Consider the following 25,452-nt stretch of genomic DNA (forward strand, 5'->3'; position numbering starts at 1 on the left):
CGGGGTCGGCGAAAGCGCGTTAGCGCATTCGGCGAGATGCGTTTGCGAAAGTGGTTAATTTTAGATTAGCGCTAACAGCGCTCGGCGCGCTGGCGGACCTGTGGGCGGCGGCGCGCGACGCGGCGCTCGACATGGAGCGCGCGATCGAGGCGTCCCTGGAGGAGAACTGCCCCGCGCTGCTGGCGATGTACGGGTGCGGGCCCGTGAGCGCGGCCAAGCTCGCGGTCGCGGCCGGGGACAACCCGGGCAGGCTGCGCTCCGAGGCGTCGTTCGCGGCGATATGCGGGGCCTGCCCCATCCCCGCCTCGAGCGGCAAGACCGTGAGGCACAGGCTCAACAGGGGCGGCGACCGGCAGGCGAACAGCGCGCTGCACGAGATCGCGAGGCAGAGGGTCATGCGCGACCCCGAGACCGCCGAGTACGCCGAGAGGGCCAGGGCGCGGGGGAAGAGCGACAGGGAGGTCATGAGGTGCCTCAAGCGCTACGTGGCCAGGGAGGCGTACCGGGCGCTGATGCGCCCGCACGAGATCAGGAGGCCCGAGGACGCCTCGGAGCTCGTGGCGGCCAGGCGCGCGGCGAGGGTCAGCCAGGTGAGGGCGGCGTCCATACTGGGCACCAGCGAGAAGTACATCTCGATGCTGGAGAGGGGCCAAAGGGAACTCAAGCCCATAAGGAGGGCCTACGAGGCATGGGTCGAGGCCGGACTTCCGCTCGATTGGGACAGGCAGGCGTTCGAGGCCGAGCGCAAAATGGACTCGAAAAAACACCTTGCCAAATAGGAGCGTCAGGACGCAAGAAGCCCTCGCCGCACGAAGTGCGCAGCGGGGGTTCTTGCATGTCCGAGGACGCGCCGGAAAGGAAGGTCGCCCTCGGGCCGGACAGCTAAGACAGCTTACGCGACGGTGTAAACCCAGTTGTGCTTATCCTCAACAGCACCAGACTGGATGCCCGTCAGGGTCTCGCGGAGCTTCTTCATCACAGGACCGATCTCGGTGTAGCCAGCCGGGAAGGTCACAGTTTCGTCGGCACCGTAGACCTTGTTGTCGATCTCGCCCACCGGGGAGATAACGGCAGCGGTGCCGCACAGACCGCACTCAACAAAGGTGCCGGCCTTGACCTCGGCCCACTCGACGGGACGCTGGTCGACGGTCATGCCCAGGTCCTCAGCGACCTGAACGAGCGAACGACGCGTGATGGAGGGAAGAATGGAGTCGGTGTGCGACTGCGGGACGACAAGCGTGCCGTCCTCCTTCACGAACAGGACGTTGGCGCCACCGGTCTCCTCGACATAGGTGCGGGACTCGGAGTCGAGATACAGGTTCTCGGCATAGCCCTCGCGGTGAGCCTCCATCGTGGGCTTCAGGGACATGGCGTAGTTGAGGCCGGCCTTGATGTTGCCGGTGCCGTGCGGTGCGGCGCGGTCGTACTCGGAAACGCGCAGCTTGACAGGCTTGAGGCCACCCTTAAAGTACGGACCGACCGGGGTCACGAGAATGCGGAACGTGTACTCAGGAGCGGGAGCCACGCCGATCACGTCACCGGAGCCGATCATAAACGGACGCACATACAGGGTTGCGCCAGAGCCGAAGGGCGGAACCCAGGCGGCGTTGGCAGAAACAACCTGCTTGACGGCCTCGACAAACTTGTCCTTGGGGAACGGGGGCATCTCCAGACGCTGGGCGGAATTGTACATACGCTCGGCGTTCATGTCGGGGCGGAAACAGACGATGCTGCCGTCCTCGGCGGTGTAGGCCTTCAGGCCCTCAAAGACCTCCTGGCAGTAGTGGAAGATACCGCCACACTCGGAGACGTGCAGGGTGTGGTCGGTGGTCAGGCCGCCCTCGTCCCACTCGCCATCCTTCCAATGGGCCTCGTAGCTGTAATCGGTCTTCATGTAGCCAAAGCCGAGGCTACCCCAATCGATATCCTTCTTCTCGACAGTCATATGTCGCTCCTTACATACACGGTTGCATACTCGCGAACCCGCACGCAAGGACCGAAGCCGGCCGCGTCGCAACGTCGCATACCCAGAGCGTAGAGCCGGGCAGGACACGCGGGCAGCATCAAAGCCGATGGCGCGTCGATTCGCATGCAGGTGATTGTACTCCCCGCACGCCTTGGATAAAACGTTTTTCTTTAACTAAGTAAAGTATTTTCACTTGCCTTCAACACAAAAGGCCCGCCATCGAATCCGATGACGGGCCTTGGAATTAACGTCCGAAAACAAGCTCGAACTAGGCGTTCTTTTTACCGAGCTTAGCCTTAACCAGACCGACCACGGTCGGGATGATCGACACGGCGACAATACCCACGATCAGCAGCTCAAAGTGCTCCTGCACAAACGGAATGCCACCAAAGAAGTAACCCAGCAGCGTAAAGACCGTCGACCAGGTAATGCCACCCAGCACGTTAAAGATGACAAAGTTGCGCCAGTGCATGCCGCCCATGCCGGCGATAAAAGGCACAAAGGTGCGGATGAACGGGAAGAAGCGACCGAGGAAGATGGCCAGATGGCCCCACTTATCCAGGAAATCCTCGGACTTTTTGATGCGCTCGGGCGTCATGGCCTTGACCTTGCCCGAAGCGATGATCTTTTTGCCAAAGAAGTGGCCGATCATAAAGTTGCACTGATCGCCCAGGATGGCTGCGGCCCATGCGGTGGCCAGAAGCGCCACGATGTTAAAGCCGCCGTTATGGGCAAAGAAGCCCGAGGCAAACAGCAGCGAGTCGCCAGGAAGGAACGGGAAGAACACCACGCCCGTCTCGATAAAGATGATCAGGAACACGCAGCCGTAGGCCATAAGCGGGCCGGCGGCGATCCAGCTGGCAATCGCGGTGCGCGGGTCTTTAAGCAGCTCGGCGATAAAATTGATGAAACCCATGAAGTAAAACCTCTCAGTTGTGGGCGCGGACACGTCCAAGTTGACCAGTATACGGTTGCGGTGCCCCCTCGTGCGCAACCCCACAAAAGCATGACTCCATTACCAGCAAGTTTGCATAACTGACACCTGTCGCGCAAAGCCGCCAAGATTGTTCTTCCTAATCCCTAGCGAATCGCTATACTTTAGTGAATCGCATTGTCACGGCGCTAAGGGAGGGCGGCCGGTGAGCTTTATCAATACCATTCGCGAGGACATCAAGACCGTCCAGGCGCAGGACCCCGCCGCGCAAAACGGTCTGGTCATCTTCCTTTCCTATCCTGGCCTGCACGCCAAGTGGAACCACGTGCCCGAGCACTGGCTCTGGGAGCACGGTCATTGCTCGCTCGCCCGCGTGCTCTCGCAAATCACCCGCCACTTCACCGGCGTCGAGATTCATCCCGCCGCGCAGATTGGCAAGCACTTCTTTATCGACCACGCCATGGGCGTCGTCATCGGCGAGACCACCATCGTGGGCGACAACTGTGTGCTCTACCAGGGCGTCACGCTCGGCGGCACCGGCAACGAGACCGGCAAGCGCCACCCCACCCTGGGCAATAACGTCACCGTAGGCACGGGCGCCAAGGTACTTGGCAACATCCACATTGGCAACAACGTCAAGATCGGCGGCAACTCGGTCGTCGTCAAGGACGTGCCCGACAACTGCACCGTCGTGGGCGTGCCCGGGCGCATCATCAAGCGCAACGGCTGCCGCGTGTTCGAGGAGAGCTTCGACGCTAAGCAGCATCGCGAGTACATGCCCGACGATGCCGCCGAGCAGAGCGCCCTCAACCGTCAGGGCATCACCGAGAACGCCCGCCGCGTCAAGGAACTCGAGCGAGAGGTGGCCGAGCTCAAAGCCCTCGTCGCCAAGCTCGTGGACGAGCGCTAGGGCCGCGGGCAACCGCCACAGCATGAACGCCAACACAAAAGGCGTGCCGGGGAATCCGCCCCCGGCACGCCTTCTTTTCGATGTGACATGCGGGACTGTCCCCTTGTCACCTTATGCGAACTGGCTTAGGTAGAGGTCGGCATAAGCGCCCTCGGCAGCCAGCAGCTCCTTGTGCGTACCCTGCTCGATGATATTGCCGTGATCCATAACCAGGATGAGGTCGGCATCGACGATCGTCGACAGACGGTGCGCGATCACAAAGCTCGTGCGCCCGCGCATGAGCGCGTCCATGGCGCGGCCGATGGCGAGCTCGGTGCGCGTGTCCACACTCGATGTCGCCTCATCCAGGATGAGGATCGCCGGGTTGTTGAGCAGCACGCGCGCGATGGTCAGCAGCTGACGCTGGCCCTGGCTGATGCTTTCGGCATCGTTGGCCACGCGCGTGTCGTAGCCCTGCGGCATGGTACGTACAAAGAAGTCGACCTGCGCGGCGCGTGCGGCCGCCACGATCTCATCGTGCGTCGCCTCGGGGCAGCCGTAGGCGATGTTTTCGGCAATCGTGCCATCGAACAGCCAGGCGTCCTGCAGCACCATGCCAAACTGCTGCCGTAGCTCGCCGCGGTCCATGCGGCTCGTATCCACGCCGTCGAGCGTAATACGCCCGCCGTCAATCTCGTAGAAGCGCATGAGCAGGTTGATGAGCGTCGTCTTGCCTGCGCCCGTGGTTCCCACCACGGCAATCTTCTGGCCCGGCTCGGCGGTAAACGACACGTCGCGCATAAGCGGCTTGTCGGGCGAATAACCAAAGCGCACGTGCTCAAAGGAGACGCGACCCTCAACGCGACCCGGCAGCTTGGCGGCCTCGTCCGGCAGCGGATCGGCCTCCATCTCGGGCTCATCGAGCAGGTCGAACACGCGCTCCGCACTCGCCAGCGCGCTCTGCAGCGAGTTAAAGGTAAACGACAGCTGCGTCATGGGTTCGGACGCCTCGTAGATAAACTGGAAGAACGCCTGGAACACGCCGACGGTCATGTGACCGGCAACCAGCATGCTGCAGCCCACCAGCGCGATCACGATCTGCGCCAAACGGCCGATAAAGCGCACCGCAGGGCCGACGGCATTGATCATAAAGTCGGCCTTGGTACTCACGCGCGCTAGCTCCCTCGAGGCCTCATGCACTTCGGCAGAACTCTGACGCTCGCGGTTAAACGCGCGAATCACCAGACGGCCCGAGTAGCCCTCCTCGACCGCGCTCGTGATTTTGGACACCCACTCCTGGCGCTCGCCGGTCACGTCATGTGTGCGACGCGAGACCACTTTGGTCATCAGCAGCGACAGCGCCATAAAGAACAAAAAGACGAGCGTGAGCGGCACGCTAAACACGAACATCACGCTCACGGCGCCCACCACGGTGCCGATCGACACCAGCAGCTGCAGCAGTCCGCGCTGCATACTCTCGGACATCTTGTCCAAGTCGTTGGTCGCGCGACTGACCACTTCTCCGGGGCGATGCGCGTCAAAGTAGGCGAGCGGCAGACGGTTGAGCTTTTGTGCGATGCGGTTGCGTAGGCGCAGGTTGAGGCGTTCGGCAACGCTCGACATCAAAAAGCTCTGGAGTGCGTAGAACGAGGCGGCGGCGGTCCAAATCATAAAGTAGATGAAGATGGTCCTGCCGCAGTTTTCCCAGGTGATGTTGAAGGTGGTTCCGTTGGCAAACGCCACCTGAATGTGGCCCCACAGCTCATCGATCACGCGGGCGCTATATGCCGGCGCAGCGGTGTTAAAGATGGCGTAGAACACAATGCTCGCGAACACGATATAGAAGCGCCAATGGTCGCCGGCAGCCTCGCTCCACAGGCGGCGCACCGTCGCCCAGGTGTCGCGGGGTTTCTCGTCCTCGTCCTCGTCGTCCACATCGCGCATGCGCTCTGCCTCGGCGCGGGCGCGCTCGTCCTCGGCGCGTTCGTTTTCCTCGTAGAGCGCTTGGCGGCGAGCCTCGCGCTCGGCTGCAGCCTTGGCGGCCTCGTCCAGCTCGGGTGCTACGGCAGCCGTTTCCTCAACCAGTCCCACGGCAACGGCGTCATCAACGCTGGCCTGCTTCCTGAGCTCCTCGGTCATGCTACTCACCTCCCTTCATCTGCGATTCCGCGATGGCGCGGTACACCTCGCATGTTTCCATAAGCTCGTCATGCGTGCCCAGGCCCACGACCTCGCCATCCTTGAGCACGACAATCTGGTCGGCGTGCAAGATCGTAGAGATGCGCTGCGCGATAATGAGCACCGCAGCGTCACGTGTCTCGTCTTGCAACGCATGGCGCAGGGCGGCATCGGTCTTAAAGTCCAGAGCAGAAAAACTGTCGTCGAAGATATACAGGTCGGCGCGCTTCATGAGCGCGCGAGCAATGGCCAGGCGCTGCCGCTGGCCGCCCGAAAAGTTCGTACCGCCCTGGGCAACCGGGGTATCGAGCCCCTGCGGCTGATCGAGCACAAAGGTGCTCTGGGCAACCTGGAGCGCATGAAGCATGTCGGTCTCGGTCGCGTCCTCGTTGCCAAAGCGCAGATTACTTGCCACGGTGCCCGAGAACAGCCACGCCTTCTGCGGCACATAGGCGATGCGCCCGCGAATCTCGCCTTGCGAAAGCTCGCGCAGGTCGACGCCGTCCAGGCGAATGGCGCCCTTGGTGGCATCGTGGAAGCGCAGCAGAAGCTTGGCCACCGTCGACTTGCCCGAACCCGTCGAGCCGACGATTGCGGTCGTCTGACCGCGACGACAAGTAAAGTTCAAATTGCACAGCGTGTCCTCGTCGGCGTCGTCAAAGCGAAACGACATATGATCGAACACGGCGACCGCATCGGCCCCGTCCTTTGAGTCGGACGCGGCCGCATCAAGCGTACGCTGGCCATCGACGATGCTCGGCTCAATCTCCAGCACTTGCTGTGCACGGCTTAGGCATGCCGCGGCACGCGGAAGCGTCAGCACCACCATCTGCGCCATCATCACAAAGAACAGGATCAGAAGCGCGTACTCCAGCACCGCCGAGATGCTCGCGATCTGCATGGCGTGGGCGCCCACGCGGTTGCCGCCAACCCACAGCACCGCCACCTCGGCGATGTTCATCAAAAAGAAGCTTGAGCTGTCGAGGCCCACAAACAGGTGGTTAACCTTGATGGCGTTGGCGGCGTAGTCGCTAAACACCTCGTCCAGGCGCTGCTCCTCGTGGCGCTCCTTATTGAAAGCACGGATGACGCGAACGCCCACGATGTTCTCGCGCAGCACCACGTTCATGCGGTCGATAAAGCTCTGAAGGCGCATAAAGATCGGAGCCGCATTGGCAACCGTAAAGACCGCCGCCACCAGCACGATCGCAACCACCACGCCCAGCAGCGTGCCCATGGCGGGATCGATGAACCAAGCAAAAATGATGCCCGCGACGGCCAAGAACGGCACCGGCAGCACCAACTGAATCGTCTGCAGGATAGCCTGCTGAATCACGTTGATGTCGTTGAGCGAGCGTGTGATCATCGATCCGGTGCCAAAGCGCTCAAAATCGCTGGCCGCGAGCTCGAGCGATTTGTCGTACACGGCATTGCGGATATCGCAAGCCACGTTGGCGGCCAGGCGCGCCGAAAGATAGCAGCCCAGCACCGTGCCGCCGCTAGCCATGCTGGTCGCGATAAACATGTATAGGCCGTTGCGTAAAATGTAGTCGACATCGCCCGTGGTAATACCGGTGTTGACCATGTTCGCCAGCATCGTGGGAACCAACAGCGTACCGACGTTATCCACCAGCAGCACCAGCAGCGTCACTGCGACAAGCCCTCGATAGGGCTTTAGAAACCTCATTAACAGTCGCACGACTCCCCCTCACCTTGATTCTCGGCTTGGCTCTCGGCAGCGATATGCTGCTTAAAGGCATCGCACTCCTCGCCGAGCACCTGAGAGAATTTGCCGATCAAGCGCATAATCTCGCGTTGCTCACACGGCTCAAGCGCGCCAAAGGCTCGCTGCTCGGCCTTGAGTGCCGGCAGCGCATAACGCTCGGCAAATCGCCTGCCCTCTTCGGTCAGGCTCACAACCTTGTTCTTACGGCTGCCTTCGGCAAACTCCAACGTTGCGAAGCCCCGCGCCGTCAAGGTTTTAATTGCCGAGTTGATGGTCTGCTTGCTGTAGAACCATTCGCTTGTCAGACGGCTTACGGCAATACTGCCGCCCGCCGTGCTGGTATCGACGAGCATCCAGTAAGCGCAGTCCGAAAGGCCGCAGGCGCGCGAGAACTCCGAATAGATATGGTCGAGTCCATTGAGCAACCGGTCGAAGTCGACCAGTGTAACCGCACTATTCATCTATCCCACCATTCGATTGTCCGATTTTTGACCAATTATGTGTCTCTAGATTAGTCCGAGTTTTGACTATCGTCAACAGGCTCTCCGCAAATGCGTGCATTTTTATGGCCTATCGGCAGAAAATGACCGCCGGCGCGGGGGCGGCGCCAGCGGTCACGTGAAAATCGGGTTTTATCGCCTGTTAAGCGGCGACGGCCTCATAGACCGTAGCGCCCGAGAAGCTGTCATGCAGGCTCTTGCCGGCAATCCACGGCAGCTCGACGACCTCGCAGACCGTGTTGACCAGCTCGGAGCAGTCAGTAAAGTGGCCCTTGTCGTTGAGGGCCTCGCAATCCTGAACACGCCAATAGCCATCGGTGTGCGTGATGTAGTACTCGTGATCGTTAATCGACACGAAAGCGCGCGTCTTGGAACGCAGCAGCTTCAGAAATCCTTCGAAATCGGTCTCGACGACATCTCCAGCCTGGAACATGATGTTACCTCCTGGCCCGGCGCCACCACGGCGCATTAATAAACGTTGGTACTCCTTTAGTAAAACCTTTATCAGAGGTTATGCGTTCGTCATTTAGGCAAGTGGTAAAAAACCGCAGGGTAGACGGGATAAAACGTTTAACCATCCCATTGGTTTGTCACATTCTGAAGGTACTTTTATGCAAACCTACTTTCCCAATTGGAATCTATCCTTTTGGCCGGGCAATTGACCGTCTATCGTTTGAGCCCGACGGGTATGAACGGGGCATCTACAACGCCACCGCAAGGAGACACCATGGAGACTATCGAAGCGCTCATTCACCGCCGCAGCTGCCGCAAATACAGCGATCGTCCCGTCGAGGCCGAAAAGCTTGCACGTATTATCGAAGCCGGCCAATATGCACCGAGCGGCATGGGCCGCCAGCCGGTGACGTTTGTCGCCGTCACCGACCCCGCAACCGTCGAGCGTCTCTCACAGCTCAACGCCCAGGTCATGGGCAGCAACAGCGACCCCTTCTATGGCGCCAAGGCCGTTGTGGTGGTACTGGTCGACCGCAGCGTGCCCACGCATCTGGAAGACGGTTCGCTTGCCATGGGCAACCTGCTCAATGCTGCCTATGCGCTGGGTGTCGATTCGTGCTGGATTCATCGCGCACACGAGGTCTTCGACTCGCCCGAAGGCTTGGAACTGCTGGCCAGCTGGGGCCTGCCCGCCGACGGTAGCCTACGCGGCGTCGGTCACTGCATTCTGGGCTACGCCGAGGACACGCTACCCGAGGCAAAGCCGCGCCGCGACAACGTCGTCTACGTAAGGTAACCCAGAAGCGTCAGCAGGGGTAGCTAATTTTGGACGGGGCTATTTTAGCTACCCCACTCGCACCTTATATTGACGTCGCCGTTGTCGTCGTTTCGTTCGTGTGAGTCGTTTCGGCACCGTCGCCTTGTTCGTCCTCGTCCTTTTGCGCATCGGCGATGGTGGAGGCCGCCGCGACGATGCCGCGCTGGGGCGCGACGCCTGTCTGGGTCTGCGCGCCCTCGACAACTTCTGTGCCTGCATGCGCGAGCTCGGGCGATTTAAACACTGCGTCCAAGTTGGCGCCACCGCCGGCGTAGCCAAGCGCAGCGAGTGCGATGACGATCACTGCAACGACGACCGCGATCGGAACATAACGGTGCCAACCAGCCGGATTGAGTCCGCTGCGGCGAGCCGCCCCGCGGCTAATATAACCGAGCGTTCCGTCGTGCTTGAGCTTTGAGCCCACCACGCGTTTGCGGCCCCACAGTGAGGACTCTGCCTGCATTGCCAAGCGGGCGCTTGCCGAAGGATAGCCATATTTAGTGCGCTTGAACGAGCCATCAAACCCCGAGGCGTGTTTACCCCACGTCACCGATGTTGTGCGTCGGTTGACCGGCGCGGCACTCCGCCTTCTGCGGCTCGGTTTTGAAGTCTCAGCCATATGCCCTCGCACGCCGTAACCAAATCGAAACAATAACGCTTTGGACTGTAGCACACGCGTCGCGCGCGGTCACGGGCGCCTCGCTCAACGGTCATCGTCCTTCAGCAAGCGCCACAGCGTTGTACGGCTTATGCCCAGCACCTCCGCCGCACGGGTTCGGTTGCCGTGGAGATGGTCTACAACCAGATGCGCGATATCTCGCTCGGTATCGGCCAGCGGTCGCAGGATATACAGGTCGCTTTCGAGCGTCGGGGCACCAAAGGTTGCGGTCTTAATCACGTCCTCTTGGGCGAGCACTTCCTCCGCCACAGCGCGGTCCACCGTGCCCGCCCCCACCAATATATACAGTCGTTCCGAGACCTCGCGGAGCTGCAGATAATTGCGCGGCCAGCGGTAAGCATCGAGCGTCTTCGCCGCCGCGGCAGACAGCGTGGGCGCTGCCGTCCCAAATGCATCAGCGAGATATTCCAAATAGCGCGCAACCTTCGTCGACGCGGCTCCCTGCTCGGCGATTGCCGGCGCCACGCTCACCGCACAGGCGAAACGCTCGGTCACAAAGGCGGCTTGATCACTTTCGCCGCCGCCCGGCATGTCATTCGCTGTCAGCACCACATGGCAGCGCGTCGCCAACGCGGTGTCGGTCATCGTGGAGACCAGCTCGCGGAGGCGCTGGGGGACAACCGCGTTCCAGCCCTCAATGCAAAGGGTCAGCCCCGTTTGGAACAACGGCGATTCGGCGCTCTTGAGCACATGGCGCCAACCGCGCTCGGTGAGCTCATCGAGCGCAACGGAAACAAAGGGCTGATCGGCAAAAGGACCGTCCAGATAGAGGCGCTTGGCGATCTCAACCTGGCCCGCACCAAGCTCGCCCTCGAGCATAAGGGGCACGCCGCGCGCATAGCTCTCGGCAACCGGTGCAGCTACCGCAGCGGCACCCTCAACGATGCCGTACGCGCTCGATTCATAGCGGGCCTCAACTTCGTCGGCGTTGAGCCACTCGATACCCGCATGCGCCGCGGCGCCGCGCACCTCGCGGACCACGACGACCCAAAGGCCCCCACCCTCTTTGTCGGTGGGGCGAACGGTCAGGCTCAGGCGCGTACCCGCACGCCCCATAACCAGACGCGCGCCGTCTCCTATACGGTCGAGGCGCTCAGCGACAAAAGCCGCCACATCCCGCTCGAGCGCCGCGTCATTCATGGTCGAGATCGCGACGTCCCCACGCGCATCGATTGCCAATGCCGAAGCCCCGGCAGCAGCCAGGGCCTCAGTCAAGATGTTCAGCTTGGCATCGCTATCCATGATTTGCCCCTGTCCGCGGCGACGTGCAACCGCCGACGGTCGCACGACCAAGTGTTTCAAAATTGAACGATATTGCTCACCAAACACTATAGGGCAGAAAGCGCCGTCCTGCGAGTATAGGTGTTGCCCCGCATCGCCATCCTGGCGGGGCGATAAGAGCTCTTCGGGACTTATAAACCTGCGGACAAGCCATACCCGCAAGAGCTCCTATCGCTCCACCGCAGGCATGAGCTCACCAGCAACCAGCACGCGAATAAGCTACTTCTCTACCAGATTCCCAGCACGTGCTGCATTCCCAAACTCATGCACGCAATGCCAATCCAGCAGCAAAAGCCCAGCGCGATGGGCTTGCCGCCCTTTTTGACCAGCTCGACGATATCGGTATTAAAACCAATAGCCGCCATGGCCATCACAATAAAGAACTTCGATAGCTCCTTGATGGGCGCCGTGATGGACGCGGGAAGCTGAAGCACCGTGGTGATCACGCTCGCCAGCACAAAGAACAGCACAAACATGGGAAACGCGCGTTTGAGGGAGAACGTGCTTTTGGCGTCGCCGCCGGCCTTGCGCGCCAGATGCATCTGCCAGCAAGCAAGCGCCAGCGTGATGGGAATGATGGCCAGCGTCCTGGTGAGCTTGACCACCGTGGCGCTCTCGAGCACATTGGCGCCGGGATGCATGCTGTCCCAGGCGCTCGCCGCAGCCGTTACGGACGAGGTGTCGTTGATGGCGGTGCCGGCAAACAGGCCAAAGCCCTCGTTGGTCAGCCCGAGCATGCCGCCGAGCGTTGGAAACACGAGCGCCGCGATAACGTTAAACAGGAAGATGACCGAAATGGCCTGGGCAATCTCGCGATCGTCGGCATCGATGACGGGCGCGGTCGCGGCGATGGCCGAACCGCCGCAAATCGACGAACCCACACCCACAAGCGTCGCGATCTTACCCGGCACATTCATAACGCGGCAGAGCACAAAGGCGATGACAAGCGAGGTCGAGATTGTCGCCACGATAATCGGCAGCGACTGGGCGCCCTTGGACAGAATCTGGGAGAGGTTCATGCCAAAGCCAAGCAGGATAACCGCGTACTGCAAGACTTTTTTGGACGTATAGGTGACGCCGGCGGCGAGCTGTTCGCGACGATTCTTGGGAAAGACGAGCGCCAGGACCATGCCAAAGAGGATGGCAAATACCGGCCCACCGACCACCTCAATCTGTTTGCCGAGCAACGTCGCGGGAATGGCGATGATCAGGCAGAACAAGACGCCCTTCCAGCGCTCGCGTACGATATTTGCCAGTTGCATATGGGATTCCTTCTTTCTATTTCACGTTTGCGACGGCTTATGATACGGCAACATTGAGCGCAGCCTTGCGCAAACACAGACTAAGATGCCGCAATAGTTCTCAGGCAACAGCCGAATTACCCACCGCGGAGAGCTGATTCGCGGCATAATTAACAACTGACATATGAGTTTGATAGAACAGTTGCGAGGCGCTATGGAAGAATCGATGCACGTCGGCGAGCAGGAAACGAGCCTACAGGACCAGTCCTACCACACCATTCGACGCAAAATCGTCTACCTGGACTACAAGCCGGGCGAAAAGCTGGGCGTCAAGCAACTTTGCGACGACCTGGATATGGGGCGCACCCCTGTGCGCGAGGCACTGGTGCGTCTGGCGCAAGAGGGCCTGGTGCGCACCGTGCCCCAGAGCGGTACCTACGTCTCACCCATCAACCTCACCCTTGCCGAGAGTGCCTGTTACATCCGCGAGCATCTGGAAAAGCAGGTGATTGTGGAGTGCTGTGCGCGCGCCACGTCGGCCGGCATCGAGCAGCTCGACCGCGCCATCGCGCTGCAGGAAAAGGCCATGGCCGAAGAGGATCGCATCGGCTTCTTTTTGAGCGACAACCTCATGCATCACATGATTTTTAGCATCGCATGTCGCAGCACCGTGTGGTCGTGGCTCGAAGAGACCAATGCCGACTTGGAGCGCTTCCGCTGGCTGCGCGCTGCCACGCAGGTTCTCGACAATCAGGACATCGTGAACGAGCACAAGCAGATTCGCCGCGCTATCGCCGGTCGCGACCCCATCGAAGCGAGCTTTTTGGTCAGCAAGCACCTGCACATGATGTTCCGCAACCAAACCGAGGTTCTGGACCAGTTCCCCGAGTACTTTGAGACCAGTAAGCTCCGCTAACCTGCCAAAAAGGGACAGGTTCATTTTGGCAGGTTTTATCTGGTCAAATGCAAAAAAGGCCCGGCTCCGTCTTGATGCGGAGCCGGGCCTTAGTTGTTAGAACGGCGGAACAACAATTATTCGACCGTGACGCTTTTCGCCAGGTTGCGGGGCTGGTCGACGTCGCAGCCGCGCAGAATGGCGACCTCGCGGGCGAGCAGCTGCAGCGGGACGCTCGCCGTGATGGGGCTGAACACGTCGCGGACTGCCGGCACGCGGATGATGCAGTCGGCAATCTTGTTGATCTCCTCGTCGCCCTCGGTGGCAACGACGATGACCTTGGCGCCGCGCGCCTTGCACTCCATAAGGTTCGACACGGTCTTGTCGTAGGTGGCACTCTTGGTGGCCACAGCGATGACAGGGAAGCCCGGGTCGATCAGGGCAATGGGGCCATGCTTCATCTCACCGGCGGCATATGCCTCGGCGTGCAGGTAGCTGACTTCCTTGAGCTTGAGCGCACCCTCGTAGGAAATAGCGGCACCCATGCCACGGCCCACGAACAGCGCCGACTGCGCATCCTTGCACAGCAGGGCGGCCTCATGCACGGCCTCGGTTTGGGTATCCAAAATCCACTGGATCTGCTCGGCCGTATCGGAAAGCTCGCGGAACAGCATGCGCGCTTGCTTGGTGGTCAGGCGGTACTTGACCTGCGCCAGCAGCAGAGCCAAAAGCGTAAGGCTCACGACCTGGCCGATAAAGCTCTTGGTCGAGGCGACCGCAATCTCCTTGTTGGCCTTGGTGTAGATGACGCCGTCGCTCTCACGCGCCACGGGGCTGCCCACCACGTTGGTGATGCCGAAGACCTTGGCACCCTTGATGCGCGCGTCGCGAATGGCGGCAAGGGTATCGGCCGTCTCGCCCGACTGGGACACAGCAACGACAAGCGTCGTCGGCGTAATGATGGGGTTGCGGTAGCGGAACTCGCTGGCCGCCTCCACCTCGGTGGGGATGCGAGCCCAGCCCTCAATGAGATTCTTGGCAATGAGGCCAGCGTGATAGCTGGTGCCGCAAGCGATCACGTAGACGCGGTCGATGTCGTTGAGCTCCTCGAGCGAAAGGCCCAGCTCGTCGATGTCGAGCTCGCCGGCCGGTGTCATACGACCGACCAGCGTGTCGCGCACGACGCGCGGCTGCTCGTGGATTTCCTTGAGCATAAAGTCGGGATAACCGCCCTTTTCTGCCATGTCCAGGTCCCAGTCGATGTGGGTGACCTTGGGCTCGATAACGTTGCCGGCCTCGTCGGTGTACTCGACGCCTGCGGGCGTGAGCTTGGCAAACTGACCGTCCTCGAGCACCACGACATCGCGGGTGGCGTCGATGAGCGCGATGACATCGGAGGCGACATAGGCGCCGGTCTCGCCCGCGCCGACCACGATCGGGGAATCCTTGCGGGCCACGGCGATCACGCCGGGCTCGTCAGCGCACACGGCGGCCAGACCATAGGCACCGACCACGTGGGTGCAAGCCTCGCGCACGGAGGCCATCAGGTCGTGCGTCTCGGCATAAGCCTCTTCGATCAGATGCGCAAAGACCTCGGTATCGGTCTCGCTCTTAAAGTGGTGGCCGCGACCCTCCAGCTCTTCGCGCAGCTCGGCGAAGTTCTCGATGATGCCGTTGTGGACGATGGCGATACGACCGTCGCAGCTGGTGTGGGGGTGAGCGTTAACGACGGAGGGCTTGCCGTGGGTGGCCCAACGGGTGTGGCCGATACCGCAGGTAGCGTCGCTGTCGATGTTGGAAAGCTCGCTCTCCAGGCCCGCGACCTTGCCCACGCGGCGGATGACGTCGAGGTGCGCCGCGGCGCCCTCGCCCACCTCGAGCGCGACGCCCGAGGAGTCATAGCCGCGATACTCCATACGCTTGAGGCCCGTGACCAGGATGTTCTTTGCAATATCAGAGCCGGTGTAGCCGACGATTCCGCACATGAGATAAATCCCTTCGTTCGCGTGACTGCAAGACGTCCACGCACAAGGGGCGCTGAGACGTACAACGTTCGAGTATTGTACTCACGCAAGCGCAAGCTGATATACCAGAAGTGGTATCTCAACTTAGATACCACCCGATGTACACACGTCCAGCCGGTCCAAACCACCACAAAGGTGCCTGTCCCCTTCGTGGTGGTCGCGTTGGCAACAGCGTTTCCCCAGATAAAACCTGCCAAAATAAACCTGTCCCTTTTTGGTAGGTTTGGGATGCTACAATCTGGCTTGTACTTGAAACGCATCAAAGGGGCCGCTATGGCAAAGGTAAAAATCAGCGACGTCGCGCGCGAGGCCGGGGTTTCGTTGGGCACGGTTTCCAACGCGCTCAACCACCCCGAAAAGCTACGCCCCGAGACCCTCAAGCTCATCAACGAGACCATCAATCGCCTTGGCTACCTGCCCAACCAAAGCGCCCGTCAGCTCGCGGGCGGCGCCACCAAGTCCTTTGGCCTGGTGCTCCCCCGTCTCGATCACGGCTTTTCGCTCCAAATCGCCAGCGGCGCCCACAACGAGGCCCGCAAGCACGGCTACGACTTGCTCATCGCCAACGCCGATAACGACGATATTCTCGAAGACCATTACCTGCGCTACTTTATGGGCACCCAGATGTCCGGCGTCATGGTTCAGCCCATGGCATCCCCCGACTGGCACCCCGTCATGGCCAAGATGCCCGTGCCGATCGTCCACCTGGACATCCATTGCTCCGAGCCCGGCTACTATGTGGCGGCCGACAACGAGGCCCAGGGTCGCATCATTGCCGAACTCGCCATCGCCCGCGGCGCACACCATATTGTCGTCGTCGGCCGAGCAGCATTTATGCAACTCACCCTGCGCGTCCTTGGCATTCATAAAGCGCTCGCTCTACACCCCGATATCAAGATCGAAGTCATCGACGCCGGCGAATGGAATACCGCCGCCGACGGCTACGGCATCGGCGCCCAAATCGCCGCGCGCCCCGCCGACGAACGCCCCGATTTTGTCGTCGGTCTGACCGACGTGCTGGCCTCGGGCGTCATCTCGGCGCTGGTCGACAAAGGCATCGCCGTCCCCGGGCAAGTACGCGTAGCAGGTTGCGATGGCAACCCACTCGCTTGGAGCGGATCGGTCCCGCTCACTACGGTAGCGCCCCCGGGCTACGAGATTGGCCGCAAGGGCGTTCAATTGCTCATGGAGCAAATTGAGAACAAGGCCCCGGCAAAGACCAAGCACGTCCACATCGGCTCTGCCGCGCGCACCGTCACCGCGGTCACGGCCATCGAGGACATCAACCGCCAAGAACTCGTGCGGCCGTTCCTGCTGGAACGCGCCAGCACCCAGGCAAGCAGCCAGACCGACGCCACGGCCATCAACCTCGGTGCGTATCTATAGCACGCCCGTAAGTATGCTAAGTCGCCGTTCAAGCAAAAGGGGCCCGACCATTGCCGGGCCCCTTTTGCTTGAGCGCAAACGTGAGCAATCGCTCGTTTCAACGCCGCAATTTTCTAGCGCACAGCCTTGATTGCCGCCGCCAGGTCGAACAACGTATCGAGCACGGCCTCGCAGCCATCCACCACGTCCTGCGGCAGCGGCACGATATCGGGGACGGCAAAGACATGGCAGCCGGCCGTAATGCCCGAGACGCAACCGTTGCGCGAATCCTCGACCACGGCACATTCCTCAGGAGCAAAGCCCGCGCGCTCGCAGGCGAGCAGATACATCTCGGGGTCGGGCTTGCCGTGCACGACGTCCTCGCCACACGTTACCGTTTCAAACTTGTCAAAGAGGCCAACCATCTTAAGGTTGCGCTCGGCCGTAACGAGGCGCGACGACGTCGCTAGACCCACGTGATAGCCCGCGGCCAGCAGCTCGTCTAGGCACTCGGCGGCGCCGGCCTTAAGTTCCAGTTCGGTCTTGACCATCTCGTCGCGAATCTCCTTGTGGCGACGATAGATCGCCTCGGTGGTTTCGTGGCTGCCATAATGCTTATCGAGGATGTCCATGACATCGGGCAGCGTGCGACCGATAAACTGATGGATCAGCGCATCATCAATCGCGAGCCCCAGCTCAGCGGCGCCTGCCTTCCAGGCCTTAATCCCCAAACGCTCGGTGTCGACCAGCGTTCCGTCCATGTCAAAAATAACAGCCTTGATCATATCGGCCCCCTCACCGGATTGTGTTACTACCACTCTACCGCACTTACAAACTTGTATATAACGTATATAGCATATTGCACTTTCGTTACATAGATAGAAGACTTATGGCAAGTAACGCATTAGGATTATAGTTTTCGACCGAGTACTCAATGGTAAGGATCGTTTCATGATTTTAGACACCACGACACCCGCAGAGGAGCTTCAAGACAAGCTATCGGCGCTCGAACAGCTGCTTTTGGCATACGGGCGCGTGGCTATCGGGTTTTCCGGTGGCGTCGACAGCAGCTTTTTGGCCGCCGTATGCGCCCGCATCATGCCTACCGATACCCTCCTCGTCCATCTCACCACGCCGCTCATCGGCACGCCCGAACAGGCCTCGTTTGAGCGGTCCGTTGATGGACAAGCCAATGAAGGGGCGCATTTTAAGCTCCCCGTGCTCAATCTTTCGGTGGATCAGCTGCAGCTCCCCCAAGTAGCCTGCAACGATGCCAATCGCTGCTACCACTGCAAGCACGCCGGCTTTACCGCCATCGTCAACCACGCCAAGTCGCTCGGCTTTCCCACCGTCATCGATGGCAGCAATGCAAGCGATCGCGGTGACTACCGTCCCGGCATGCGCGCGGCAGAAGAGCTCGGCGTACGATCCCCTCTCATGGAGGTCGGCTTTACCAAGGACGAAGAGCGCGAGCTGCTGCGCGCATGGGGTTATCCCGTTTGGAACCTGCCGGCGGGAGCATGTCTTGCCACGCGCGTCCCCACGGGCGAGGAGCTTACGCGCGAGAAGGTCGATTTAATCCGCGCCTGCGAGGATTACCTGTACGATCTTGATCTGGCACAGGTACGCGCGCGCTTGATCGGCGGTTGCATGCATATCGAGGCCGCACCCGCAGATGTCGCCAAGATTGCCGCCCTCGGCGGTGCCGCCGTCGACGACAAGGGCAAGACCCCGCTGCCCGCCGCTATCGAGTCCGCGCTGCGCGAGCTGGGCTGCGACCATATCTCCCCCGAGGTCACCCCCTACATCCACGGCAACATGAATCAGTAACCTGCCAAAAGGGACAGGTTTATTTTGGCAGGTTTTACCTGGGGAAATATCGCAAGACAATCATCCCTCTAGCACCCATCCAGCTTCGAGAGACACTAGAGGAGCGACCCGGCTGCATCTACTTCTTCCGATATCGGCGATTGCGGCTCGTCGATGAACCCATTACCTCAATGAGTCCTTTATCTGCCATTTTTGGCAGATGGTAACGGACAGACGAAATTCTGACCCCCGATGCAACCGCAATTTCTCGCGCCGTCATATCCACTTCGGCGCTGAGAGCCTCCAGGATCCTATCCGCCGTCGAAGCTGACGATTCTCTGTTCCTATCGATAATTTCAAACGTGTCTTTGCCGCATTTTGACAGAACATGTTTATCCACAAGGTCCCCGCAGATCAGGCGAATGTCATCCGAATCCCACTTCAGGGCCTCTCGTATTTTTTGAACATCGCATACGCACCCATGCTCCCGCATAAACATGAGCAATGTTTCCTCGCGATCCGTCAGCTCGGTGCCCACATGGCTCTGAATCCACGTGCGGTTTTCAGCAAGCTCCGCCCCGTGCCGGGAAAGCAACACCGTAAACGAATCGGCCTTAACGATAAAATTCGGCCTGCCAAGCGAACGAGACTCCATCTCGCGAATCATAGCCGGGATACCAGATCCCTGGCTTTCCGCAACGGCCCCCTCGGCATGCTCTAACGGCGTCGCCCCCATTAGGCTCATGAGCTTTGGATTTCGGCAGCGCGATTCCCCGTCTGCAAGATTGTCCACCGTCTTTCCGCCCCAAAGCCCGCCAGGGTTTTTGATCTCTATTCTGTCTGGATAGATATCGACACTCACGGCCTGCCCCACAAACATGGGCGAATATTCTCGATGGATGCAGGCATTTGCCAAGGCCTCGCGCAAAACCTCCTGGGGAACTTCCCAATCCTCCCTTCTGCCAGCGCCTTGCACTATCGCCGCTTTGCGCAAGTTTCGTCCAATCGCGGCAAGGGCATCTTCGATGCAAGCCGGAATCGGGCCATCGCACAACTGGCGGTCAATAAATCGGGGTTGCCCGGGTGCGGATTTTTCCACATCGGAATGAACGGCGACATCGATCATCAGTTTGGGATAGAACTGCTGGGGGTAAATTCCCGCCGACAGAAGCCCCGCGAGCTTCACGGCACCATCCTTTGTAGTGATATTGAGTCTGACCAGCTGCTTTTCCAGCGTATCGGCCCCGCGCAAAACGCGCGGGGTCTGCAGCCGGCGATTTGCGATAATAGACCGCACGACATCTGGATCCAAATCCTCGACCGTTGCCTCCGAAACCACCGTGCCGTCTGCATCGCTCGGGAGCAACGCACTCTGCAGCTCATATAGCTCAGCGGGTGACATCTTGATATCTTTATCATCCACGCGCTTGTAGCTACCGTTCTGCACGCCGCGCGCGCCGATATAGCAAGGCTTCGCTTTAAGCTCAAGTTCAAAGATGCGCACCAGAAGCACCTGGAGCCCGTCGACCTCGCCTCGATCAAGCTCGTACCGCGGCGCATGGGTCACCACTGCCGCTGAGCCTCCGTCTCCGATACCCGAAACAAACTGATCGCGCACCCTATCGATAGCAAAGTTAGCCGAAGGAACAAATCCTTCGGCCTCGTTCAGGCCCAAAATAATGAGCCCACCCGCAGTGTTCGCAAAAGCGCTCACTGTCTCCCATACGTCTGCGCTCAATTTATTCGTGCAGGCTTTAACTTCTACCGATGCGTCATCAGTCCCCCGCCTGCGAAGGCGCTCAACGATAAGGCCAAGAGGTTCATCCAGCAGCATTGGCATTCCGTCTCTCTAAAACGATAGATTTATCTCTCTAAAGTATAGTATATCTCTCTAACTTTAGAGAGATATGCATCTTATTTTAGAGAGAAATTTAGAGAGATGCATCAAATTCACTGCTAGATTTCCTAATGCTATCTCTTTAACTGACCTTCTCTTTAAAGAGACATTTAGAGAGACGAGCGCAATCTCTCTAATCAAGGGCTCCACTCTTTAAGGTGCACACTTCCTAACCGTGCCCTAAGTTGCGGTGAAATAACTCACGATTAGCCCGCCAAAAAGAGACAGGTTTATTTTGGCAGGTTTTATCTGGGGAAACGCCGAATAGCTTCATATACACAACCGCTGCAGCTCCATATGAGACAAATGAATCAGTAGCGTCTATCCCAAATCTTAAGTATTTGTTCGGCAGAACGGCCCCTGCCGGCTCCTGCTAGACTGGTAGATTCCCAACCGTCCATCCAGGAGCCTCAATGTCGCGCAAGTCCACCTACAAGCAAGTACTTTCCATCGGCACCGCCGTGGTGCTGGGGTTTGCGCTGTTTACGGGATCACTCGACGGAGCGCCCAAGCTGCTGTCGCCGCAAAGCGATGAACAGGCGGTGGCTCTGGCCGAAAAACAAAACGAGAGCCCCAGCCGCACCGACGACGAGGCAGACCTGGTCGCTCGGCTCGAATCGGGAACGGCGAGCGCGGAGGACCCTCAAAACAGCCAGGACTCTGGCGATGGCTCCGATTCCGCCGCGACCGACACCGATGACGACGTTTCCGCGGACAGTGCCGCCACCCCCATCGACGAGGTCGAAAACCCCGACCTCAACCGCGCGCGCGGTGTTTATCTCAGCAGCATTCCCGACTACGCCGGCAACCCCTACGTTGCCCTTCGCGCCGACAGCACGCACCCGCTCGGCACACCGTCATTCACGCTCGATGAATACGAGCGCGCCACCGAAGAGGGCTGCTTTAAGAAGTTCTCCAAGCTCGACAGCCTGGGCCGCACCCGCAAAGCACTCGCCTGCGTGGGCCCCGAATCACTCGGTCAAGGCGAGCGCGGCGATATCTCGCGTATCCATCCTGCCGGTTGGCACCAGCAGCGCTACGACTTTATTCCGGGCCAGAGCCTCTACAACCGCTGCCACCTTATCGCCTGGTCGCTCTGCGGCGAAAACGCCAACCGCAAAAATCTCCTCACCGGCACGCGCTATCTCAACGAAACGGGCATGCTGCCGTTTGAGGAGCAGATTCTCGGCTACATCCGCGACACGGGCAACCATGTGCTCTACCGCGTCACGCCCATGTATAACGAAGAGGAACTTGTCTGCCGCGGCGCGCGCCTTGAGGCGCAATCGGTCGAGGACCACGGCAAGACCCTGTGCTTCCACGTGTACTGCTATAACCTACAGCCGCACGTGCAGATCGACTACGCCACCGGCCGCAACCAGGCATCCGGAGACTAATGCCGGCCGCGCTGCCCGTAACCAAAAAAATGATCCGTTTTCCTCCGTCCCAAAGGATCAAATAGGGCCGCCCCGGTTACCCAAGGCGGCCCTTTCGTCAGCACCTACATTGCAGGCAAAATCACACGCTACTTGGCGCGACCCTCCTCATAGCGCTCGACCAGCTTGGCCTGAACGTCATAAGGCACCTGCTCATAGCCTGCGGGCTTCATGGTAAAGTCGCCCGTGCCGCGCGTGATAGAGCGTAGGCGCGTCGAATAATCCGTCAGTTCTGCCAGCGGCGCCTGGGCAATGACCACGGTATCGCCGCGCTCATCGGTCTCCATACCCGTCACGCGACCGCGCGAGGCCGAGATGTCGCCCATCACGGCGCCGGCGTAGCTCTCGGGAATAGTCACCGTGATTTCCTCGATGGGCTCCAGCACCACCGGGTCGGCATCGGCACATGCCTTGCGCAGGCCGATGCGAGCCGCCGCGCGGAACGCCATCTCGTTGGAGTCGACGCTGTGATACGAGCCGTCGTACACAGCCACGCGAATGCCCGTGAGCGGATAGCCGGCAATGATGCCGTCCTTCATGGTCTCCTGGACGCCCTTGTCCACGGCAGGGATCAGCGAGCGCGGAATGCGGCCGCCCACGACCTCGTCCACAAACTCATAGCCATCGCTCGTGCCGTCGGGCCCAATGAGCGGCTCCACGCGCAGCCAGCAGTCGCCGTACTGACCGGCGCCGCCGGTCTGCTTCTTATGGCGGCCCTGGGCACTTGCCGTACGGCGAATGGTCTCGCGATACGGAATGCGGATCGGCACGCTCTTGGCTACGACCTTGGTGCGATCCTCCAAACGATTGAGCAGCACCGAAACCTGCGCCTCACCAACGGCGGAGATAATGGTCTGGCCGGTCTCCTCGTCGCGGTCGATGCTCATGGTCGGATCGGCCTTGCAGGCCTTCTCGATAAACGTGTAGAGCTTCTCTTCGTCGCCGCGATTCTCGGCCTCGATGGCAATGCGGTACTGCGAGTTGGGGAACTTAAACGCCGCAGCCTCGACCTTGCCGGTAATCGAGAGCGTATCGCCCGTCTCGGCCGCCAGCTTGGGTGCCACGATAATGTCGCCGGCATAGGCGTGACCGACCTCGGTCATGTCGCGGCCGCACATCACATACAGGTGGGCCAGACGATCGCTCTTGCGGGTACGCGCGTTGATCAGCTCAAGACCCGGCTCAAGCGTGCCCGTCAGTACCTTGATAAAGCTGATGCGACCCTGCTGCGGGTCGGCCAGCGTCTTAAACACAAACGCCACCGGACGGTCATCGTCGCTCGAAATCTTGAGCGAATCGCCGTCGATAAGCGGCATCTCGCCGTAGTCGGTCGGCGCCGGGAAGTACGTCGCGATGTCGTCCATCAGCGAGTTGACGCCCTGCTCCTTAATGCAATCGCCCGCAAAGACCGGCACAAAGATGCGCTCGGCAATCGCCTTCGACAGCAAGCCCTCAAGCTCCTCCTGCGTCAGCGTCTCCTCGCCTTCCAGGTATTTCATCATCAGCTCATCGTCGGCCTCGGCCACCAGCTCGCACAGATGGTCATGGGCCTCCTCGGCCTGGGCACGATACTCCTCGGGAATCTCCGACTCAACTGCTTCGGCGCCGTTGCAATGGCGCGCCTTCATGCGCACCAGGTCGATGATGCCGTCAAAGTCCTCGCCCTCGCCCCAGGGAAGAGTCACGGCGCCCAGTCGCGTACCAAAGCGCTCCTGCAGCAGGTCCATTGTGGTCGCAAAGCTGGCCTCGGAGCGCGACAGGCGGTTTACGAATACCGCACGCGCCAGACGCAGGTCCTCGGCGGCATACCAGAGCTTAACCGTCGTAGGCTGCGGGCCGGCCTCGGCGTCGACCACAAACAGAGCCGTCTCGCAGACGCTCATCGCGGCAAAGGCGTCGCCGATAAAATCGGGGTAGCACGGGGCATCGAGCACATTGATGCGCGCGCCTTTCCAGTCGATCGGCGCGATGGTCGTCGAGATGGAAAACGCACGCTTGACCTCTTCGGGATCATAGTCGAGCGTAGGCTTGGTGCCGTCGTGGCCGCCCAGACGGGCGGTCTTACCGGAAAGGTGGAGCATGGCCTCGGCGAGTGAAGTCTTGCCCACCCCGCCTTGGCCTACGAGCACCACGTTCCTTACGTTACCGGTCTTGGGAGCACCCATGATGACCTCCTTGCAGGGCCGCGCGCATTGCGCGACGCCAACGGGGAGAGTTCGCGGTCGGTGCCATCCCGGGAGCAGCATGGTCGGCAGCCGAGCCGGCTCACCCTCCAAATGTCCTATGCCACCACCCTACCCTCACGGGCGACCGTCCATGCACACCTTTCGGCACACGTATGAATACAGGCGGCGAGAGGAAGAGACAAGCTTGTGAGGCGATTATTGAACCCCGTCGATGCAAACAAAAAGCCGCCACAGACCGTAAGACCTGCGGCGGCTTCGCCTCAATTAATAGTTGAGTAAATACCTGAGCCTATCCCTCGATACGGCTCAAGAACTCACGGGTGCGCTGCTCGCGCGGATGGTCGATGACCTGCTCGGCAGGACCCTCCTCGACAATACGACCGCCATCCATAAAGACCACGCGGTCGGCGACATCGCGCGCAAACTGCATTGCGTGGGTCACGATCACCATCGTCATATTCTGCGCGGCAAGGTCCTTAATGACACGCAGCACCTCGGCCGTCAGTTCGGGATCGAGTGCCGAGGTCGGCTCGTCAAAGAACAGGATCTCCGGATCGAGCGCCAAGGCGCGGGCGATACTCACACGCTGTTGCTGGCCGCCCGAAAGCTCACATGGCACCTTGTTCTCGTTGCCCGTAAGCCCCATCTGCGCGATCAACTCGCGCGCACGAGCTTCCGCCTGCTCGCGCGGGCGCTTAAGCACGCGGATCGGCGCGTCGATGATGTTTTTCATCACGGTATAGTGCGGGAACAGGTTGTAATTTTGGAACACCAGGCCGAATCGCGAGCGTGCCCGCTTGGGCACATCGCCCTTCGCATAGACCGCGCCCGAACCCGCATCCGTCGCAACGGCAAGGTCGCCAAACGAGAGCGAGCCACCGTCGAGCGTCTCGAGCAGCGTGGCGCAGCGCAGCAGCGTGGACTTACCGCCACCCGAAGGTCCGATAATCGCCACGACCTCGCCGCGCTTAACCTCGAGCGAGATATCCTTGAGCACCTCATTGCCGCCAAACGCCTTGCGCGCGTTCGATATATTCATTACCGTTCCGGACACGGGAACCTCCATGTGTTTAAAAAGTCAGCGAGCGTGTGACTGGCGAGACAATGTGCTCCGAAAGAGGAGCGCCGCGTACTTCTGTACGCAAGCGACGGTTTGAGGAGCAGATTGGCCGTCAG

At 60.3% G+C, this 25,452-nt stretch carries 21 protein-coding genes; 7 read left to right on the forward strand and 14 right to left on the reverse strand.

Translation table 11 applies throughout. The annotated features are described in order from the left end of the window. The first annotated feature begins 131 nt into the window (after nt 1-131). Entirely contained in the window at nt 132-779 is a 648-nt protein-coding gene (locus ABCP74_RS08135) for a transposase (protein ID WP_343004408.1), read from the forward strand. 113 nt (nt 780-892) lie between these two features. Here ABCP74_RS08135 and ABCP74_RS08140 read toward each other — a convergent pair whose 3' ends face one another. Further along, on the reverse strand, nt 893-1,945 hold the full coding sequence (locus ABCP74_RS08140) for a branched-chain amino acid aminotransferase (RefSeq protein WP_022093821.1): 1,053 nt from the start codon (nt 1,943-1,945) through the stop codon (nt 893-895). 289 nt (nt 1,946-2,234) lie between these two features. Beyond that, on the reverse strand, nt 2,235-2,882 hold the full coding sequence (locus ABCP74_RS08145; protein WP_117779374.1) for a DedA family protein: 648 nt from the start codon (nt 2,880-2,882) through the stop codon (nt 2,235-2,237). Between the two features lie 223 nt (nt 2,883-3,105). Here ABCP74_RS08145 and cysE point away from each other — a divergent pair, with 223 nt between their 5' ends. Next, complete coding sequence (gene cysE / locus ABCP74_RS08150; protein WP_343001532.1) at nt 3,106-3,810, forward strand: serine O-acetyltransferase; 705 nt, start codon at nt 3,106-3,108, stop codon at nt 3,808-3,810. Between the two features lie 111 nt (nt 3,811-3,921). On the opposite strand, the gene ABCP74_RS08155 is transcribed toward cysE, so the two are convergent. The 4 genes from ABCP74_RS08155 to ABCP74_RS08170 form a co-directional block, all read right to left on the reverse strand. Further along, nucleotides 3,922-5,928, reverse strand: coding sequence for an ABC transporter ATP-binding protein (locus ABCP74_RS08155; protein WP_343001531.1), 2,007 nt, complete (start codon nt 5,926-5,928; stop codon nt 3,922-3,924). 1 nt (nt 5,929) lies between these two features. Then, nucleotides 5,930-7,654 (reverse strand): ABC transporter ATP-binding protein, encoded by a 1,725-nt coding sequence (locus ABCP74_RS08160; RefSeq protein WP_343001530.1) that lies wholly within the window; start codon nt 7,652-7,654, stop codon nt 5,930-5,932. Beyond that, on the reverse strand, nt 7,654-8,154 hold the full coding sequence (locus tag ABCP74_RS08165) for a MarR family winged helix-turn-helix transcriptional regulator (protein ID WP_343001529.1): 501 nt from the start codon (nt 8,152-8,154) through the stop codon (nt 7,654-7,656). The genes ABCP74_RS08160 and ABCP74_RS08165 overlap by 1 nt, the downstream gene beginning before the upstream one ends. A gap of 181 nt (nt 8,155-8,335) precedes the next feature. Beyond that, a complete protein-coding gene (locus ABCP74_RS08170) occupies nt 8,336-8,626 on the reverse strand; it encodes a hypothetical protein (protein WP_006235631.1) in 291 nt (96 codons plus the stop codon). 294 nt (nt 8,627-8,920) lie between these two features. On the opposite strand from ABCP74_RS08170, the gene ABCP74_RS08175 reads away from it, so the two are divergent. Then, on the forward strand, nt 8,921-9,442 hold the full coding sequence (locus ABCP74_RS08175) for a nitroreductase family protein (RefSeq protein ID WP_343001528.1): 522 nt from the start codon (nt 8,921-8,923) through the stop codon (nt 9,440-9,442). A 64-nt stretch (nt 9,443-9,506) separates the two neighbouring features. On the opposite strand, the gene ABCP74_RS08180 is transcribed toward ABCP74_RS08175, so the two are convergent. The 3 genes from ABCP74_RS08180 to ABCP74_RS08190 all read right to left on the reverse strand — a co-directional run bounded on the left by ABCP74_RS08180 (nt 9,507) and on the right by ABCP74_RS08190 (nt 12,685). Beyond that, nucleotides 9,507-10,013, reverse strand: coding sequence for a hypothetical protein (locus ABCP74_RS08180; RefSeq protein WP_343001527.1), 507 nt, complete (start codon nt 10,011-10,013; stop codon nt 9,507-9,509). A gap of 153 nt (nt 10,014-10,166) precedes the next feature. Continuing rightward, the gene (locus tag ABCP74_RS08185) at nt 10,167-11,384 is read right to left on the reverse strand and encodes a helix-turn-helix domain-containing protein (protein ID WP_343001526.1); all 1,218 of its coding nucleotides are present in this window, start codon (nt 11,382-11,384) and stop codon (nt 10,167-10,169) included. A gap of 266 nt (nt 11,385-11,650) precedes the next feature. Further along, a complete protein-coding gene (locus ABCP74_RS08190) occupies nt 11,651-12,685 on the reverse strand; it encodes a YeiH family protein (protein ID WP_343001524.1) in 1,035 nt (344 codons plus the stop codon). Nucleotides 12,686-12,878: 193 nt separating this feature from the next. Between ABCP74_RS08190 and ABCP74_RS08195 the strand changes: the two genes are divergently transcribed. Next, nucleotides 12,879-13,580 (forward strand): GntR family transcriptional regulator, encoded by a 702-nt coding sequence (locus tag ABCP74_RS08195; protein WP_226790702.1) that lies wholly within the window; start codon nt 12,879-12,881, stop codon nt 13,578-13,580. A gap of 116 nt (nt 13,581-13,696) precedes the next feature. Here the strand turns inward: ABCP74_RS08195 and glmS are convergent, their stop codons facing one another. Beyond that, on the reverse strand, nt 13,697-15,544 hold the full coding sequence (gene glmS, locus ABCP74_RS08200) for a glutamine--fructose-6-phosphate transaminase (isomerizing) (protein WP_035138734.1): 1,848 nt from the start codon (nt 15,542-15,544) through the stop codon (nt 13,697-13,699). A 312-nt stretch (nt 15,545-15,856) separates the two neighbouring features. On the opposite strand from glmS, the gene ABCP74_RS08205 reads away from it, so the two are divergent. Then, entirely contained in the window at nt 15,857-16,969 is a 1,113-nt protein-coding gene (locus ABCP74_RS08205; RefSeq protein ID WP_343001523.1) for a LacI family DNA-binding transcriptional regulator, read from the forward strand. A gap of 113 nt (nt 16,970-17,082) precedes the next feature. Here the strand turns inward: ABCP74_RS08205 and ABCP74_RS08210 are convergent, their stop codons facing one another. Then, a complete protein-coding gene (locus ABCP74_RS08210) occupies nt 17,083-17,733 on the reverse strand; it encodes an HAD family hydrolase (RefSeq protein ID WP_343001522.1) in 651 nt (216 codons plus the stop codon). A gap of 166 nt (nt 17,734-17,899) precedes the next feature. Here ABCP74_RS08210 and larE point away from each other — a divergent pair, with 166 nt between their 5' ends. Next, nucleotides 17,900-18,778: an ATP-dependent sacrificial sulfur transferase LarE gene (gene larE / locus ABCP74_RS08215; RefSeq protein WP_343001521.1), complete on the forward strand. Its 879-nt coding sequence runs from the start codon at nt 17,900-17,902 to the stop codon at nt 18,776-18,778. A 118-nt stretch (nt 18,779-18,896) separates the two neighbouring features. Here larE and ABCP74_RS08220 read toward each other — a convergent pair whose 3' ends face one another. After that, nucleotides 18,897-20,591 (reverse strand): ATP-binding protein, encoded by a 1,695-nt coding sequence (locus ABCP74_RS08220; protein WP_343001520.1) that lies wholly within the window; start codon nt 20,589-20,591, stop codon nt 18,897-18,899. Between the two features lie 476 nt (nt 20,592-21,067). Here ABCP74_RS08220 and ABCP74_RS08225 point away from each other — a divergent pair, with 476 nt between their 5' ends. Further along, on the forward strand, nt 21,068-22,051 hold the full coding sequence (locus ABCP74_RS08225) for a DNA/RNA non-specific endonuclease (RefSeq protein WP_343001518.1): 984 nt from the start codon (nt 21,068-21,070) through the stop codon (nt 22,049-22,051). Between the two features lie 128 nt (nt 22,052-22,179). Here the strand turns inward: ABCP74_RS08225 and ABCP74_RS08230 are convergent, their stop codons facing one another. Both ABCP74_RS08230 and ABCP74_RS08235 read right to left on the reverse strand, forming a co-directional pair. Beyond that, nucleotides 22,180-24,255 carry an elongation factor G gene (locus ABCP74_RS08230; RefSeq protein ID WP_040359539.1) on the reverse strand — a complete coding sequence of 692 codons (2,076 nt, stop codon included), beginning with the start codon at nt 24,253-24,255 and terminating at the stop codon, nt 22,180-22,182. 310 nt (nt 24,256-24,565) lie between these two features. Next, complete coding sequence (locus ABCP74_RS08235; RefSeq protein WP_343001517.1) at nt 24,566-25,330, reverse strand: amino acid ABC transporter ATP-binding protein; 765 nt, start codon at nt 25,328-25,330, stop codon at nt 24,566-24,568. Nucleotides 25,331-25,452: the final 122 nt, after the last annotated feature.

This window comes from Collinsella aerofaciens, assembly GCF_039062315.1.
GTDB classification, from domain to species: domain Bacteria; phylum Actinomycetota; class Coriobacteriia; order Coriobacteriales; family Coriobacteriaceae; genus Collinsella; species Collinsella aerofaciens_BG.